Source organism: Caulobacter segnis (assembly GCF_019931575.1).
GTDB lineage: Bacteria > Pseudomonadota > Alphaproteobacteria > Caulobacterales > Caulobacteraceae > Caulobacter > Caulobacter segnis_C.
The window spans coordinates 1,370,856-1,385,169 of the sequence record NZ_CP082923.1 but is presented as its reverse complement, the minus strand read 5'-3'; the positions used below and the strand labels follow the sequence as shown (position 1 = coordinate 1,385,169).

The 14,314-nt window shown below is 66.9% G+C and carries 16 protein-coding genes; 10 read left to right on the top strand and 6 right to left on the bottom strand.

Annotated features, from left to right (window positions below; translation table 11 throughout):
- The first annotated feature begins 93 nt into the window (after positions 1-93).
- Both purC and purS read left to right on the top strand, forming a co-directional pair.
- A complete protein-coding gene (gene purC, locus K8940_RS06435; RefSeq protein ID WP_223393904.1) occupies positions 94-852 on the top strand; it encodes a phosphoribosylaminoimidazolesuccinocarboxamide synthase in 759 nt (252 codons plus the stop codon).
- Between the two features lie 53 nt (positions 853-905).
- Positions 906-1,145, top strand: a complete 240-nt coding sequence (gene purS / locus K8940_RS06430) for a phosphoribosylformylglycinamidine synthase subunit PurS (RefSeq protein WP_223393902.1) — start codon at positions 906-908, stop codon at positions 1,143-1,145.
- Between the two features lie 8 nt (positions 1,146-1,153).
- On the opposite strand, the gene K8940_RS06425 is transcribed toward purS, so the two are convergent.
- Positions 1,154-1,777: a TetR/AcrR family transcriptional regulator gene (locus tag K8940_RS06425; RefSeq protein WP_223393900.1), complete on the bottom strand. Its 624-nt coding sequence runs from the start codon at positions 1,775-1,777 to the stop codon at positions 1,154-1,156.
- A gap of 83 nt (positions 1,778-1,860) precedes the next feature.
- Here K8940_RS06425 and K8940_RS06420 point away from each other — a divergent pair, with 83 nt between their 5' ends.
- The 4 genes from K8940_RS06420 to purQ all read left to right on the top strand — a co-directional run bounded on the left by K8940_RS06420 (position 1,861) and on the right by purQ (position 4,612).
- Positions 1,861-3,135 (top strand): cytochrome P450, encoded by a 1,275-nt coding sequence (locus K8940_RS06420; protein ID WP_223393899.1) that lies wholly within the window; start codon positions 1,861-1,863, stop codon positions 3,133-3,135.
- Positions 3,136-3,142: 7 nt separating this feature from the next.
- Positions 3,143-3,322, top strand: a complete 180-nt coding sequence (locus K8940_RS06415) for a rubredoxin (RefSeq protein WP_223393896.1) — start codon at positions 3,143-3,145, stop codon at positions 3,320-3,322.
- Positions 3,323-3,407: 85 nt separating this feature from the next.
- Positions 3,408-3,893, top strand: coding sequence for a DUF3291 domain-containing protein (locus tag K8940_RS06410; RefSeq protein WP_223393894.1), 486 nt, complete (start codon positions 3,408-3,410; stop codon positions 3,891-3,893).
- 56 nt (positions 3,894-3,949) lie between these two features.
- On the top strand, positions 3,950-4,612 hold the full coding sequence (purQ, locus tag K8940_RS06405) for a phosphoribosylformylglycinamidine synthase subunit PurQ (RefSeq protein ID WP_223393892.1): 663 nt from the start codon (positions 3,950-3,952) through the stop codon (positions 4,610-4,612).
- Here purQ and K8940_RS06400 read toward each other — a convergent pair.
- Both K8940_RS06400 and K8940_RS06395 read right to left on the bottom strand, forming a co-directional pair.
- Entirely contained in the window at positions 4,609-5,004 is a 396-nt protein-coding gene (locus tag K8940_RS06400; protein WP_223393890.1) for a type II toxin-antitoxin system VapC family toxin, read from the bottom strand. The genes purQ and K8940_RS06400 overlap by 4 nt on opposite strands.
- Positions 5,004-5,264 (bottom strand): type II toxin-antitoxin system VapB family antitoxin, encoded by a 261-nt coding sequence (locus K8940_RS06395; protein WP_223393888.1) that lies wholly within the window; start codon positions 5,262-5,264, stop codon positions 5,004-5,006. Before K8940_RS06395 ends, K8940_RS06400 begins: the two co-directional genes overlap by 1 nt.
- 106 nt (positions 5,265-5,370) lie before the next feature.
- Here K8940_RS06395 and K8940_RS06390 point away from each other — a divergent pair, with 106 nt between their 5' ends.
- On the top strand, positions 5,371-7,302 hold the full coding sequence (locus tag K8940_RS06390; RefSeq protein WP_223393886.1) for a CocE/NonD family hydrolase: 1,932 nt from the start codon (positions 5,371-5,373) through the stop codon (positions 7,300-7,302).
- Positions 7,303-7,368: 66 nt separating this feature from the next.
- Here the strand turns inward: K8940_RS06390 and K8940_RS06385 are convergent, their stop codons facing one another.
- Complete coding sequence (locus K8940_RS06385; RefSeq protein WP_223393884.1) at positions 7,369-7,536, bottom strand: hypothetical protein; 168 nt, start codon at positions 7,534-7,536, stop codon at positions 7,369-7,371.
- Between the two features lie 87 nt (positions 7,537-7,623).
- Entirely contained in the window at positions 7,624-8,238 is a 615-nt protein-coding gene (locus tag K8940_RS06380) for a peptidylprolyl isomerase (protein WP_223393881.1), read from the bottom strand.
- 65 nt (positions 8,239-8,303) lie between these two features.
- Here K8940_RS06380 and purL point away from each other — a divergent pair, with 65 nt between their 5' ends.
- From purL to K8940_RS06365, 3 genes are all read left to right on the top strand, one after another.
- Positions 8,304-10,511, top strand: a complete 2,208-nt coding sequence (gene purL / locus K8940_RS06375) for a phosphoribosylformylglycinamidine synthase subunit PurL (RefSeq protein ID WP_223393879.1) — start codon at positions 8,304-8,306, stop codon at positions 10,509-10,511.
- Between the two features lie 17 nt (positions 10,512-10,528).
- On the top strand, positions 10,529-10,873 hold the full coding sequence (locus tag K8940_RS06370) for a hypothetical protein (protein WP_223393877.1): 345 nt from the start codon (positions 10,529-10,531) through the stop codon (positions 10,871-10,873).
- 103 nt (positions 10,874-10,976) lie between these two features.
- Positions 10,977-12,464, top strand: coding sequence for a hypothetical protein (locus K8940_RS06365; protein WP_223393875.1), 1,488 nt, complete (start codon positions 10,977-10,979; stop codon positions 12,462-12,464).
- Positions 12,465-12,474: 10 nt separating this feature from the next.
- On the opposite strand, the gene K8940_RS06360 is transcribed toward K8940_RS06365, so the two are convergent.
- Complete coding sequence (locus tag K8940_RS06360) at positions 12,475-14,292, bottom strand: PAS domain-containing hybrid sensor histidine kinase/response regulator (RefSeq protein ID WP_223395786.1); 1,818 nt, start codon at positions 14,290-14,292, stop codon at positions 12,475-12,477.
- Positions 14,293-14,314: the final 22 nt, after the last annotated feature.

Below are 14,314 nucleotides of genomic sequence, written 5' to 3'. Positions count from 1 at the left end.
GCGCGCGCTTTTCGTTTCTCCGGGAAGTTTTCTTTCCGGAAGAGTTTTCCGGGCAAGGGCGCGCGCGCTTCCAGAAGGGCCTCGACGAGAGCCATGACGACCCGTCGCAAGAAGATCTACGAAGGCAAGGCCAAGATCTTGTACGAGGGCCCCGAGCCCGGCACTCTGATCCAGTACTTCAAGGACGACGCGACCGCCTTCAACGCCCAGAAGAAGGCGATCCTCGAAGGCAAGGGCGTCATCAACAACCGCATCAGCGAGTACATCATGACTCGACTGAACGGGATCGGCGTCCAGAACCACTTCATCCGTCGCCTGAACCTGCGCGAGCAGCTGATCAAGGAAGTCGAGATCGTCCCGCTCGAGGTCGTGGTGCGCAACATCGCCGCCGGCTCGATCGCCACGCGCCTGGGCCTGACCGAGGGTCAGCCCCTGCCCCGCTCGATCATCGAGTTCTACTACAAGGACGACAAGCTCGGGGACCCGATGGTCTCGGAGGAGCACATCACCGCGTTCAACTGGGCCGCCACCCAGGAGATCGACGACATGATGGCCATGGCCCTGCGCGTGAACGACTACCTGTCGGGCCTGTTCAGCGGCGTCGGCATCACGCTGGTGGACTTCAAGGTCGAGTTCGGCCGCGTCTACGAGGGCGACTTCTCGCGGATCATCCTGGCCGACGAGATCAGCCCCGACAGCTGCCGCCTCTGGGACGTCGCCACCAACGAGAAGCTGGACAAGGACCGCTTCCGTAGGGACCTGGGCAACGTCATCGAGAGCTATACCGAGGTGGCCCGCCGCCTTGGCATCATGAAGGAAATGCCGACCGTCATCCAAGGCGGCGTGCACTAACTTTCCGGATAGGGAATATCGCGGCGCCGCGCGCGGTGAGGGAGAATCTGTAAGTGAAAGCCACCGTCCACGTGTTCCTGAAGCCCGGCGTGCTCGACGTCCAGGGCAAGGCCGTCGAAAACGCCCTGCACGGCCTGGGCTGGCCGTCGGTCAAGGACGCCCGCGTGGGCCGCGTGATCGAGTTCGACCTCGACGCCACGGACGCCGAAGCCGCCAAGGCCGAGGTCAAGACCATGTGCGACAAGCTGCTGGCCAACACGGTCATCGAGAGCTACCGCATCGACATCGCCTGATAGGCGGTTCAGGCGGCGAAGCTGGCTCTCAGCGCCGCCAGGCTGGTCTCCCGGATGGGCTCCAGGTCCATGCCGGGATCGACCAGAAGCTGGGTCGACAGGCCCAGCAGCAACGCCCCTACCATCAGCGCGACCGCGTCGGCGTTCAGCCCGGCGCGGATGACGCCTTGCGCCTGCCCGCGCAGGACCAAGGCCTCCAGGCGCACCTCGACCTCCTTGTGCGCGGCCGCGAACGGCCCGCGCAGCTCCGAGACGTCGGCCACCGCCCCGGCCATCAGCACGAAATAGGCCCGCATCTCCCCGTCCTCGACCAGGTTGCGCAGGAAGATGTCGACGAAGCCCAGCACCGCCTCCAACCCGTCCAGTTGGTCCAGGTGGCGCGCGTCCAGCAGCGCCTCCATCCGCGCTTGCAGGCGGGCGATCAGGGCCTCGATCAGCCCATGCTTGGACCCGAAGCGCTGGGTAACGAGCCCTCGGCTGTATCCGGCGCGCAGGCCAATGCTCTCGAAGGTCGCCGCCGCCACGCCGTGTTCCGCGATCAGCTCGGCGGCGGCGCGCAGCAGTTCGTTCTCGGACTGAAGGCGGCGATCGATCTGGGTGCGGCGCGCGGGCGCCTTAAGGGTCGAGCTCATCTTGCGAACCATAGTTATTTGTTGGACAACAAGCAAATAACAGAGCGGACAAAGAGCCGCTGCGGGAGGAACGAGGAAGCGCCATGACGATCTCGACCGATATCGCCAACACCATCGTGGACCCGACGGCCTATGCCGACGGCGACCGCGTCGACCGCGCCTTCGCCCAGCTGCGGCGGGAGGCTCCGCTGGAGATGGCCCAGCCCGACGGCTTCGATCCGTTCTGGGTGGTCACACGCCACGCCGACATCCTGGAGGTCGAGCGCCAGGCCGAGCTGTTCCACAACGGCGACCGCGCCACGGTGGTGACCACGATCGAGGCCGACAAGAAGGTCCGCGAGATGATGGGCGGCTCGCCTCACCTGGTCCGGTCGCTGGTCCAGATGGATAACCCCGACCACTTCGCCTATCGCAAGGTGACCCAGGGCGCGCTGCTGCCCCAGAACCTGCGGGCGCTGGAGGCGCGCATTCGCGAGATCGCGCGCGGTTTCATCGACCGCATGGCCCAGCACGGCGACCGGTGCGACTTCGCCCGCGACGTGGCCTTCCTCTACCCCCTGCACGTCATCATGGAGGTGCTGGGCGTGCCCGAGGCCGACGAGCCGCGGATGCTGAAACTGACCCAGGAGCTGTTCGGCAACGCCGACCCCGAGCTGAACCGGTCGGGCAAGTCGGTCACCGACGTCAACGAGGGCATCGACAGCCTGCAGTCGGTCGTCATGGACTTCATGATGTACTTCAACGCCATCACCGAGGACCGCCGGGCCCACCCGCGCGAGGACCTGGCCAGCATCATCGCCAACGGCAAGATCAACGGCGAGCCGATGGGTCACCTGGAGGCGATGAGCTACTACATCATCGCCGCCACGGCCGGCCACGACACCACGTCCTCGACCACCGCCGGCGCCCTGTGGGCCCTGGCCGAGAACCCCGACCAGTTCGCCCGGATCAAGGCCGACCCGTCGCTTATCCCCGGCCTGATCGAGGAGTCGATCCGCTGGGTGACGCCGGTCAAGCACTTCATGCGCACGGCCACCGCCGACGCCGAACTGGCGGGCCGCAAGATCGCCAAGGGCGACTGGATGATGCTGTCCTACCCCTCCGGCAACCGGGACGAGGCCGTATTCGACGATCCCTTCGCCTTCCGGGTCGACCGGTCGCCCAACAAGCATGTGGCCTTCGGCTACGGCGCGCACATCTGCCTGGGCCAGCACCTGGCGCGGATGGAGATGCGGGTGCTGTGGGAAGAGCTGTTCGCGCGCCTCGACAAGGTCGAGCTGGACGGCGCGCCCACGCGCATGGTCGCCAACTTCGTCTGCGGCCCCAAATCGGTGCCGATCCGCTTCAAGATGTATTGAGGCGGCGATGAACGCGGCGCCCTACAAGGTCTGGCAGTGCCGTACGTGCGGCTACCTCTACGACGAGGAGCAGGGCGACCCGAACGAAGGGCTCGCCCCCGGCACGCGCTGGGCCGACCTCCCCGCAGACTGGATCTGCCCGTTGTGCGGCACGCCCAAGTCTGACTTCGACATGGTGGAGATTTGACGAAAAAGTAACGGCGTCCTCCCCTTTCGGATCGAACTTGGCCGCACGATGTTCGTTGGCCACGGACGAGAGGGAGAGACCGTCGATGAGCGCGAAGTTCCACCTGGCTGAGGTCAATGTCGGACGCCTGAAGGCCGCGATCGATCATCCGATGATCAAGGACTTCGCCGACAATCTCGACCGCATCAACGCATTGGCCGAAGGCTCGCCAGGCTTTGTCTGGCGGCTGAAGGGCGACGGCAACAACGCCACCGACCTGGCGATCAACGGCGACCCTCTGTTCATTCCGAACCTGTCTGTCTGGGAGGATATCCCCTCGCTCGGGGCCTACGTCTATCGCAGCGGCCACGTCGAGATCATGCGCCGCCGGCGCGAGTGGTTCGAGCAGATGGACCTCTACATGGCGCTCTGGTGGGTCCCCGCCGGCCATGTGCCGACCGTCGAGGAGGCGCTGGAAAAGCTGGCCCTGATCGAGGCTCACGGCCCCACGCCCGCCGCCTTCACCTTCAAGACGCCCTTCCCGCCGCCGACCGGCGAGCCCGTCGAACCCGAACTGGACGAATGCGCCTGAGTTTCCCGTTCGCACGGGCCTGACATCGCGCGCGAACGGTGCTACAGGCCCGCGCCATGAAAGCCGCCGTCGTCGTTTTCCCCGGTTCGAACTGTGACCGCGACTGCAAGGTCGCCATCGAGCGCTCAGCCGGCGCCCGCGTCGAGATGGTCTGGCACCAGGAGACGGCCCTGCCGGACGACCTGGACCTGATCGTCCTGCCAGGCGGCTTCTCTTACGGCGACTACCTGCGCTGCGGCGCCATGGCGGCCCAAAGCCCCGTGATGAAGGAAGTGGTCTCGGCCGCGAACAAGGGCGTGGCCGTCGTCGGCATCTGCAACGGCTTCCAGGTCCTGACCGAGGTCGGCCTGCTGCCCGGAGCCCTGCTGCGCAACGCCGGCCTGAAGTATGTCTGCAAGCCCGTCGGCCTGGACATTGTCAACGGCCAGACCCGCTTCACCGCCGGCTACGGCGAGCAGCGCCAAGCGGTCATGACCGTCGGCAACGGCGAGGGCAACTACTTCGCCGACGAGGAGACCCTGGACCGCCTCGAGGGCGAGGGCCAGGTGGTGTTCCGCTATCAGGAAAACCCCAACGGCTCGGCCCGCAACATCGCCGGCATCGTCAATGCGGGCGGCAACGTCCTGGGCCTGATGCCCCACCCCGACCGCGCCTTCGACGCGGACCTGGGCTCGGAAGACGGCGCGGTGCTGTTCCGGAGCATCTTCCAGAGCGCCTAGTAGGCGGCGGCGACCACGTCGGTCAGCGCGAAGTCGTCACCCTTGAACAGCAATGGCTCGCCCGTGACCTTGGCCAGGGCGTAGACGAAGCTGTCGCCGTAGTTCAGGCCGGCGGGATGGCGCGTGCGGCCGTAATCTTCCAGCGCCTGGGCGGCGATCCGCGATTGCTCCACGGTGACCTCGACAATGACGAGTTCGAGATCCCGAAAAGTCGCCGCGACCGTCACCGCGGCCGCCGACTTTGGACGGCGACGCGCCATCACCGCGACGCATTCCACATAACTCGCGGCTGAGATGAGACGCGTGTCCGCCGACAGAATGGCGCTCAGGAAAGCTTCACGTTCGGGTTCCCCGCTCTCGATCGCGATCATCGCCGAACTGTCGATGACCATCAGCGCGGCAGCCCATACTCGTCGTACATCTCGGCTTCGATCTCTTCGCGGCTAAGTCCGGTATCTGGCCCAAGGTCCCGCCTGTCGAGCCGACGCACGAAGTCGGCGACCTTCTCATCGATCGTGCGAGTGTCCGCGCCTCGCCGCTTGAGCTCATTCTCCACCGCGACGCGTACGGTTTCAGTCAAACCGAGTCCCGTATGGCGAGCCAGGTTTCGGACGATACGATCGGTGCCAGGATCTTTGATGCTGAAGGCCATCCAGAAAACTCCCAATTTCTAGACAGTAGCACGCCTTGCGGGCGTTACACTATAGCACTAGCTCGCAACCGCTCCTAAGGTGCCCGCCATTGTAGGAGGGCCATCCATGAGTCTCGTTTCCAAGCTGCGCGGCGGCCTGCTGGCCGCCGTGGCCGTTTCGGCGTTCGCCGCCGCCGCCCACGCGCAAGTCACGGCCATGACGCCGGACATCGACGGCAAGTATGTCGCCGCCAAGGTCAACTACGACTACGATAAGCGCGTGGTGATGGTGCCGATGCGCGACGGGACCAAGCTGTACACCGTCATCGTGGTCCCCAAGGGCGGCAAGAACCTGCCGATCATGCTGACCCGCACGCCCTACAACGCCGCCAAGCGCGCGGCGCGCGCCGACAGCCCGCGCATGGTCGCGGCCATGCCCCAGGGCGACGAGCCGTTCGTCGCCGACGGCGGCTACATCCGCGTCTTCCAGGATATCCGCGGCAAGTACGGCTCGGAAGGCGAGTACGTGATGACGCGTCCGCTGAAGGGGCCGCTGAACAGCTCTGAGGTCGATCACTCCACCGACGCCTACGACACCATCGACTGGCTGGTGAAGAACGTGCCCGAGACCAACGGCAAGGTCGGCATGCTGGGCAGCTCCTACGAGGGCTTCACCGTGGTGATGGCCCTGGTGAACCCGCACCCGGCCCTGAAGGTCGCCGCGCCGATGAGCCCGATGGTCGACGGCTGGATGGGCGACGACTGGTTCCAGTACGGCGCGTTCCGCCAGATCAACTTCGACTATTTCGCCCGCCAGACCACCGTGCGCGGCGCGGGCGAAGGCGTCCAGCGCCAGGGCTATGACGACTATTCCAACTTCCTACGCGAGGGCTCGGCCGGCGACTACGCCAAGAACCACGGTCTGGATCAGCTGCCCTGGTGGAAGAAGCTGGCCGAGCATACGGCCTATGACAGCTTCTGGAGCGAGCAGGCCCTCGACAAGACCATGGAAAAGACGCCGCTCAAGGTGCCGACCATGTGGATCCAGGGCCTGTGGGACCAGGAGGACATCTGGGGCGCGGTGCATTCGTACCCGGCGCTGGAGTCCAAGGACACGGGCAACGACAAGAACTACCTGGTGCTGGGCCCCTGGCGGCACAGCCAGGTCAACTACGACGGCTACAACCTGGGTCCGTTCAAGTGGGACGGCGACACCGCCCTGCAGTTCCGCCGCGACGTGCTGAAGCCCTTCTTCGACCAGTACCTGAAGGACGGCCCCAAGGCCGACACCCCGCCCGTGCTGATCTACGACCCGGGCCAAAACAAGTGGAACCGCTACGCGTCCTGGCCGCAGGGCGGCGCCCAGGCCAAGGCCGGCAAGGCCCTTTATCTCGATGCCAAGGGCGCTCTGTCCTTCACCGCGCCGGCGGCGGCCAAGGGCGCGGCGGCCTATGACGAGTACGTCTCGGACCCGGCCAAGCCCGTGCCCTATGTGCAGCGCCCGGTGCAGTTCGCCGATGGCGACCGCTGGAAGGCCTGGCTGGTCAGCGACCAGCGCCACGCCGAGAGCCGCACCGACGTCGTGACCTATGTCACCGAGCCGCTGAAGGAGCCGCTGAAGATCGCCGGCGTGCCCAAGGTGAACCTGTTCGCCTCGACCAGCGGCACGGACAGCGACTGGGTCGTCAAGCTGATCGACGTCTTCCCCGACGAGGTCCCCAGCCAGCCCGAACTGGGCGGCTATCAGCTGGCCGTGGGCATGGACATCTTCCGGGGTCGCTATCGCGAGAGCTTCAGCGAGCCCAAGGCCCTGACGCCCAACAAGCCGCTGAAGTACCAGTTCATCCTGCCGACCGCGAATTACACCTTCCAGCCGGGGCACCGTATCATGGTGCAGGTCCAGTCCAGCTGGTTCCCGCTCTACGATCGCAACCCGCAGACCTTCGTGCCGAACATCTTCTTCGCCAAGCCGACCGACTACGTGAAGGCGACGCAGCGGGTGTTTCACGCGGGCGACACGGCCAGCTTCATCGAGCTGCCGGTGGTGGACGCGAAATAGGGACGAAAAGGGCCGGCGGTGACCATCCGCCGGCCCTTCCTGTCTACGGAGAGGAAATGTGTCAGGTCAGCGTTCGCCGCGCCTGACGTTCTCTTCCTGCGGGTTGGCCTGGCCGCCGGGGTTGCGGCCCTGCTCGTTCTGGCGCGGCTGACCCTGCTGCTGCTGTTGCTGGCCGGGCGCTCGGCGCTGCTGGTCGTTCTGTTGCTGCTGCGGGTTCCGGTTGTTGTCAGCCATCGGGCTTCTCCTTTTCACCGCGCGCTCTGATGGGCGCACAATGACAAAACGGGCCCGGACTCGCCCCGTTCCTACGGCGGCGTCGCCTTAATTCCGGCTAAGCTCAAGGATTCTCACGGGTTTCTCGATCATTTGCCCCTTCATATAGGGATCATCGGCCTGCGCTTCGGTGGCGGCGTCGTGGATGGACCGGACCACGTCCATGCCCTCGACCACCTTGCCGAAGGCCGCGAAGCCCTGGCCGTCCTTGTTGCGCGCGCCGCCGAAGTCCAGCGCCGGACTGTCGCCCAGGCAGATGAAGAACTCCGACGTCGCCGAGCCGGGCGTGTCGCGCGCCATCGAGATCACGCCGTCCGTATGCCGCAGACCGGTGCGCCGGGTCGTCTCCAGCGGGATCGGCGGCAGGCGTTCGCCGCCGGCGCCCAGCCCGCCCTGGATGACGCTAATGGTGGCCGGGTTATTGTCGTTCTTCGGCGAAACGGTCCGGTAGAAGCTCCCGCCCTTCATCAGGCCCTTGTCGGCATAGGCCAGGAAGTTGGCCACGGTGATCGGCGCGCGGTCGGGATAGAGGGCCAGGATGATCGTTCCTCGCTCAGTGACCAGCCGGACCCGCACTGTCCGCTCGCGAGCGGCGGCCGTCAGCGGCGCAGCCGCCCCAAGGACACCCAACCCGGCCAGGACGGTGCGGCGATCGAGGTTCATTCGGCTCTCCTGCGATGATCATCCCATGTAGCGGAATCTGACCGACCGGGTTAGAAGGCGCGCCCATGAGCACGCCCCAAAAGCCCATGGCCGAACTGGCCGCCGAGTTCGGCCTGAAACCCGCCGAATATGACGTCGTCCTGAAGCGACTGGGCCGCGAGCCCAACCTCGTGGAACTGGGCGTGTTCTCGGTGATGTGGTCCGAGCACTGCTCGTACAAGTCCTCGAAGAACCAGCTGAAGAAGTTCCCGATCGACGGGCCACGCGTGATCTGCGGTCCGGGCGAGAACGCCGGCGTCATCGACATCGGCGACGGCGACGCGATCATCTTCAAGATGGAGAGCCACAACCACCCCTCGTACATCGAGCCCTATCAGGGCGCGGCGACGGGCGTGGGCGGCATCATGCGCGACGTCTTCACGATGGGCGCGCGACCGATCGCTCTCTTGAACGCCCTGCGCTTCGGCGATCCGGAACATCCCAAGACCAAGCGCCTGGTGGACGGCGTGGTCGCCGGCATCGCTGGCTACGGCAACTGCGTGGGCGTGCCGACGGTCGCGGGCGAGACCAATTTCCACAAGGGCTACAACGGCAACATCCTGGTCAACGCCATGTGCGTGGGCCTGGCCAAGGCTGACAGCATCTTCTACTCGGCCGCCCCCGGCCCGGGCCTGGCGGTCGTCTATTTCGGCTCCAAGACCGGCCGCGACGGCATTCACGGCGCGACCATGTCCTCGACCGAGTTCACCGAGGACTCCGAAGAGAAGCGCCCCACCGTCCAGGTCGGCGACCCCTTCGCCGAGAAGCTGCTGATCGAGGCCACCCTGGAGCTGATGGCGACCGGCGCGGTCGCCGCCATCCAGGACATGGGCGCCGCCGGCCTCACCTCCTCGTCGGTCGAGATGGCCGGCAAGGGCGGCGTCGGCATCGAGCTGAACATGGACATGGTCCCGCAGCGCGAAACCGGCATGAGCGCCTACGAGATGATGCTGTCGGAAAGCCAGGAGCGCATGCTGGCGGTCCTGAAGCCCGGCCGCGAGCAGGACGGCCACGCCATCTTCGAGAAGTGGGGCCTGGACGCCGCCGTCATCGGCTACACCACCGACACCGGCCGCCTGGTGTTGAAGCACCACGGCGAGACGGTCTGCGACGTGCCGCTGGCCCCGCTGTTCGACGACGCGCCGCTGTATGACCGTCCGTGGGTCCAGCCCAAGCTGGACGCCCGCCTCGACCCCGGCCAGATCCCGGCGCCGATCGACTGGAACCAGGCGGTCCTGAAGATCGTCGGCTGCCCCGACATGGCCTCCAAGCGCTGGCTGTGGGAGCAGTACGACCGCCACGTGATGGCCGACACCCTGGAAGACAGCGCCACGGGCTGCGACGCCGGCATCGTCCGCATCCACGGCTCGGGCAAGGCCATCGCCGTGACCAGCGACTGCACCCCGCGCTACGTCCAGGCCGATCCGTACGAGGGCGGCAAGCAAGCCGTCGCCGAGGCCTGGCGCAACCTGACCGCCGCCGGCGCCCTGCCGATCGCCATCACCGACAACCTGAACTTCGGCAGCCCCGAGAAGCCCGAGACCATGGGCCAGATCGTGCGCGCCACCGACGGCATGGCCGAGGCCTGCCGCGCGCTGGACTTCCCGGTCGTGAGCGGCAATGTCAGCCTCTACAACGAGACCAACGGCGTCGCCATTCCGCCGACCCCGACCGTCGGCGCCCTGGGCCTCTTGGAAGACTACGACCTGCGCACCGGCTTCGGCGGAGTCACCGAGGGCGACACCCTGGTGCTGATCGGCGAGACGCACGGCGAGCTGGGCGCCTCCATCTATCTGCGCGAGATCCTGGGCCGCGAGGACGGCGCCCCGCCGCCGGTCGACCTGGCGCTGGAGCGCAAGAACGGCGACTTCGTGCGCGGGCTGATCAGCTCGGGCCTGGTGGCTGGCGTCCACGACCTGTCGGATGGCGGCCTGCTGGTCGCCGCGGCCGACATCGCCCTGGCCAGCAAGGTCGGCGTCACCCTGAACGCCACCAGCCAGGCTCACGCTCACCCGTACCTGCTGGGCGAGGACCAGGCCCGCTACCTGATCGCCACGCCCGATCCCGACGCGGTGCTGGAAGCGGCCAAGGAAGCCGGAGTCCATGCCAACGTGGCCGGCGTCGCCGGCGGGAACGACTTCGCCTCGAAGGACCTTTTCAGCGTCTCCCTGGAGGCTCTGCGCACGGCCCACGAAGCCTGGCTGCCGGGCTACATGAACGCGCCCAAGGCCTGATCGAAAGGTTCGACAGCATGCGTCTCCTTGCCTTGGCCGCCGTCGCCGCCCTGCTGGTCGGCTGCGCCCCCACCGCTCAGCCGGCCGCGCCGACGGCGGAAACCCTGGCCTCTGCCTGCTCGGCCAAGGGCGGGACGATCCAGCCGGTCGGCAAGGCCCAGATCCCGACCTGCGTCATCCCCTACGCCGACGCCGGCAAGGCCTGCACCGACAAGAGCCAGTGCGAGGGCCAGTGCGTGCTGGAAGGCAATCTGGAAGCCCAGGGCGACGTCACGGGGACCTGCCAGAAGACTAACCGCCAGTTCGGCTGCTACGCCCGCGTGGTGAACGGCAAGTCCACCGGCGCGATCTGCGTCGACTGACGCCCGAGCGTCAAAACCCAGGCCGACCGCGTGGACCTGGCTTGCATGCTTGCGAGCGGGCGATAAACGTCACCTTGTCGTTTCTCGGGGGAGGCCGTTCAAGTTGCGCCTGCTTGTTGATCTGCGTGCGAGGTTGGCCTCGACGATCGTATTCCTGTGCTTGGCCATCGCCGCGCCCGCCTCCGCCGAGACTTGGCTTCGCACGGAAACGCCACGCTTTGTTCTGTACAGCAACGGCGGCGAGCAGACGTTGCGTGACTACGCCGAGCGGCTGGAACTGCTGGATGCGACCTTCTGGGAGGTGTACGGCCTCCCGCGCCCGCCTCCGCCGCCGCGCAAGCTGCCGATCTACCTGGTCAACGACATCAGCGGCCTGCGGACCGTGGCGCCCAAGCTCCTCGGGACCGCCGTGGGCTTCTATTCGGCCGACGCCGGCGAGACCTTCGCCATGGCCCTGGCCCGACGCGGCAACGACTACGTCCTGCTGCACGAGTACGTGCACCACCTGACGTTCCAGAACTTCCCGTTCGGCTACCCGGCCTGGTTCGTCGAGGGCTATGCCGAGTACTTCATGACCACCACCGTGGACGAGTCCGACATCAAGGTGGGCCTGGCCAGCGGACGGGCCGAGGGCCTCACGTTCGAGACCTGGCTGCCGATGCAGGACGTGCTGTCCAAGCGCGTCGGCGAGATCCCCTACGCCCAGCGCGAGACCTTCTACGCCCAGTCCTGGCTGCTGACCCACTATCTGGTCAGCGACCCCAAACGGGCGCAGCAATTGCAGGCCTACCTGACGGCGATCGGCAAGGGCGAAGACTCCGTGGCGGCCATGGAGGCCGCGACGGGCGTCAAGGCCGACGCCTGGCAGCGTCGTCTGCTGGCCTACCTGAAAGGGCAAACGCCCTATGTTCAGTTCAAGAAGACGCAGTTCCCCCAGACAAAGGTCGAGGTGACACGCCTTACCCCTGTCGTGTCCGCCTTGCTGCTGGACGATCTGCATGTCCGTTCGGGCGTCGGCGCCGAGGCCAAGGCGCCGCTCCTGGCCGCTATTCGCGAGAAGGCCGGCCAGTATCCCGAGGAGCCATTCGCGCAGCTGGCCCTGGCGCGCGCCGAGATCGATCTAGGCGACCCGATGGCGGCGGCGCCCATCCTGCGCAAGCAGCTCACGGCCAATCCGCGCGACGTGGAGGCCCTGGCGCTGCAAGCCGGCCTGCTGATGGCGTTGGGCGACAAGACACCCCCCAAGAGGATCGACTACTATAATCAGGCTGGCTCCGTCCTGGCGGCCGCGTTCAAGCTGGATCCTGGCCGCTACCAGACCCTGCTGGCCTTCGCCCATAGTCGTATCGTCGAGAGCAACTATCCCAGCGACAACACGCTCACCGCCCTGCTCACGACGGTCAAGCTGGCGCCGCAGGTCGGCGCCGCGCGGCTCGAGGCCGCCAACGCGCTGGTCGCCCGCGGCCGCGATCGAGACGCCATCGTCATCCTGACGCCTCTGGCCAACAGTCCGCACGAGAGCGACGAGGCCAAGCTGGCGCGCGAGATGTTGGCCAAGATCGGCTCCCCTAAACAGCCTCCGAAGCCGTAAGGAAGCCCGTCTAGGTCGCGTGAACCCGGCCCGACCACCGCGCCACCACCTCCAGCAGCTTGGTCGGGTTGATCGGCTTGCCCAGGTGGTCGTCCATGCCGGCCGCCAGGCAATTGGCGATCTGCTCGGGCAGGACATTGGCGGTCATGGCCACGATCGGGGTGGCCGCGCCTCGCGCGCCTTCCATGGCGCGGATCTCGCGGGTGGCGGTCAAGCCGTCCATCACCGGCATCTGCACGTCCATCAGCACGAGGTCGTAGTGGCCCTGGCGCATGGCCTCGACGCCGGCCACGCCATCGTTGGCGGTCTCCACCTCGACGCCGAATGGCTCCAGCATGACGTGGATCAGCTCGCGATTGACGGCGTTGTCCTCGACCAGCAGCAAGCGCACGCCCGCCTCGGCGCTCAAGGGTGAGACCGCCTCGGCCTCGAGCGTGGGCAATTCGGCCAGTGGGCCGCGCACCTCGAACCAGAAGGTGGAACCCTCCCCCTCGACGCTGTCGACGCCGATCCTGCCGTCCATCCGTTCGATGATCCGTCGCGAGATGGCCAGGCCCAGGCCCGTGCCCCCGAACCGGCGCGAAACCGCCGCGTCGGCCTGCGAGAAGCGGTCAAAAATGGCCTCGCGATTGTCGGGCGAGATGCCGATGCCGGTGTCGATCACCTCGCCGCGCAACAGGGCCTGGTCGCCCTCGACCACCTGGCTCAGCGCCACGGTGATGGCGCCATGGGCGGTGAACTTCACCGCGTTCGACAGGAAGTTCAGCAGCACCTGGGACAGGCGCGGCCCGTCCAGGTTCATGGGGCGCAGGGACTCGCTCGTCCGGACGACCACCTGGATGCCCTTGGCCGTCGCGCGTTCCTCCACCAGGGCCGCGCAGGACGAGGCCATGGCGGCCGGATCGAACGGCCCCGGATCCAGCTCCAGCCCGCCCGCCTCCAGCCGCGAGAAGTCCAGCACGTCGTTGACGACGCTGAGCAGGGTATGGCTGGCGTCCAGGATGTGGCCGACCTGGCGGGCGGCGGTCTTGTTCAGCCCGCGTGAGCGCCGCAGCACCTCGGCGAAGCCGATGATCGCCGTCAGGGGCGTGCGCAGCTCGTGGGTCATGTTGGCCAGGAAGTCGGACTTGGCCGCCGAGGCCCCCTCCGCCAGTTCCAGGGCCTTGGCGATGTCCAGCTCCAGGCGCTTGCGCTCGGTGATGTCGCGCGAGGTGACCAGCAGGATCTTCGAACCATCCCCCAGCAGCGAATACGAGCTTTCGAGCCAGATCGCCGTCCCGTCCTTGCGGAAGCACTCGTAGTCGGCGCTGACCGGCGGGCCGCCCGGCGTCAGGCCCCGGATAATGCCCTGGACGCGCTTGAAATCGGCCGCGCTGACCATGGCCGAGGGTGGCAGGGCCATGAACTCCTCGGCCCCGTAACCCGTGATCCGATAGATGCTGGGCGAGCTGTAGAGGCGCTCGCCCTTCGGCGACCAAAGCGCCACATGGTCGGTCAGGTTGTCACCCAGCAGCCGGTAGAGGCGGTCGGCCTCGCGGTATTTGGCCAGAGCCTCCTCGGCATCCTCGATCGCCTTCTGCTTGGCCCGGACACTATCGGCCAGGTCGTCGCGCATCCGCTCGACCCGCATTCTCTGGCTGGTCAGCCAATAGGCCAGGGGCGTGGCGACGACGGCGGCGATGGCCAGGGTGGTGAGCGGCGTGAAGTGCTCGGGACGGCGCAGGAGGAGCACGTTCAGGACGTAGTCAGCCGCCAGGGCCGCGCCCACGATCAGAGCAACCGTCGGCGCGGTCTTGAAGATCCGGTCTTTCACGATGGCCGGGTTGATCGCGCGGCTCCTCGGGCTGTCA

What these genes read in the sequence shown, in the direction of transcription:
- purC (WP_223393904.1), top strand. Translation starts at nt 94, where the DNA reads ATGACGACCCGTCGCAAGAAGATCTACGAAGGCAAGGCCAAGATCTTG.
- K8940_RS06425 (WP_223393900.1), bottom strand. Translation starts at nt 1,777, where the DNA reads ATGAGCTCGACCCTTAAGGCGCCCGCGCGCCGCACCCAGATCGATCGC.
- K8940_RS06420 (WP_223393899.1), top strand. Translation starts at nt 1,861, where the DNA reads ATGACGATCTCGACCGATATCGCCAACACCATCGTGGACCCGACGGCC.
- K8940_RS06415 (WP_223393896.1), top strand. Translation starts at nt 3,143, where the DNA reads ATGAACGCGGCGCCCTACAAGGTCTGGCAGTGCCGTACGTGCGGCTAC.
- K8940_RS06410 (WP_223393894.1), top strand. Translation starts at nt 3,408, where the DNA reads ATGAGCGCGAAGTTCCACCTGGCTGAGGTCAATGTCGGACGCCTGAAG.
- purQ (WP_223393892.1), top strand. Translation starts at nt 3,950, where the DNA reads ATGAAAGCCGCCGTCGTCGTTTTCCCCGGTTCGAACTGTGACCGCGAC.
- K8940_RS06400 (WP_223393890.1), bottom strand. Translation starts at nt 5,004, where the DNA reads ATGGTCATCGACAGTTCGGCGATGATCGCGATCGAGAGCGGGGAACCC.
- K8940_RS06395 (WP_223393888.1), bottom strand. Translation starts at nt 5,264, where the DNA reads ATGGCCTTCAGCATCAAAGATCCTGGCACCGATCGTATCGTCCGAAAC.
- K8940_RS06390 (WP_223393886.1), top strand. Translation starts at nt 5,371, where the DNA reads ATGAGTCTCGTTTCCAAGCTGCGCGGCGGCCTGCTGGCCGCCGTGGCC.
- K8940_RS06385 (WP_223393884.1), bottom strand. Translation starts at nt 7,536, where the DNA reads ATGGCTGACAACAACCGGAACCCGCAGCAGCAACAGAACGACCAGCAG.
- K8940_RS06380 (WP_223393881.1), bottom strand. Translation starts at nt 8,238, where the DNA reads ATGAACCTCGATCGCCGCACCGTCCTGGCCGGGTTGGGTGTCCTTGGG.
- purL (WP_223393879.1), top strand. Translation starts at nt 8,304, where the DNA reads ATGAGCACGCCCCAAAAGCCCATGGCCGAACTGGCCGCCGAGTTCGGC.
- K8940_RS06370 (WP_223393877.1), top strand. Translation starts at nt 10,529, where the DNA reads ATGCGTCTCCTTGCCTTGGCCGCCGTCGCCGCCCTGCTGGTCGGCTGC.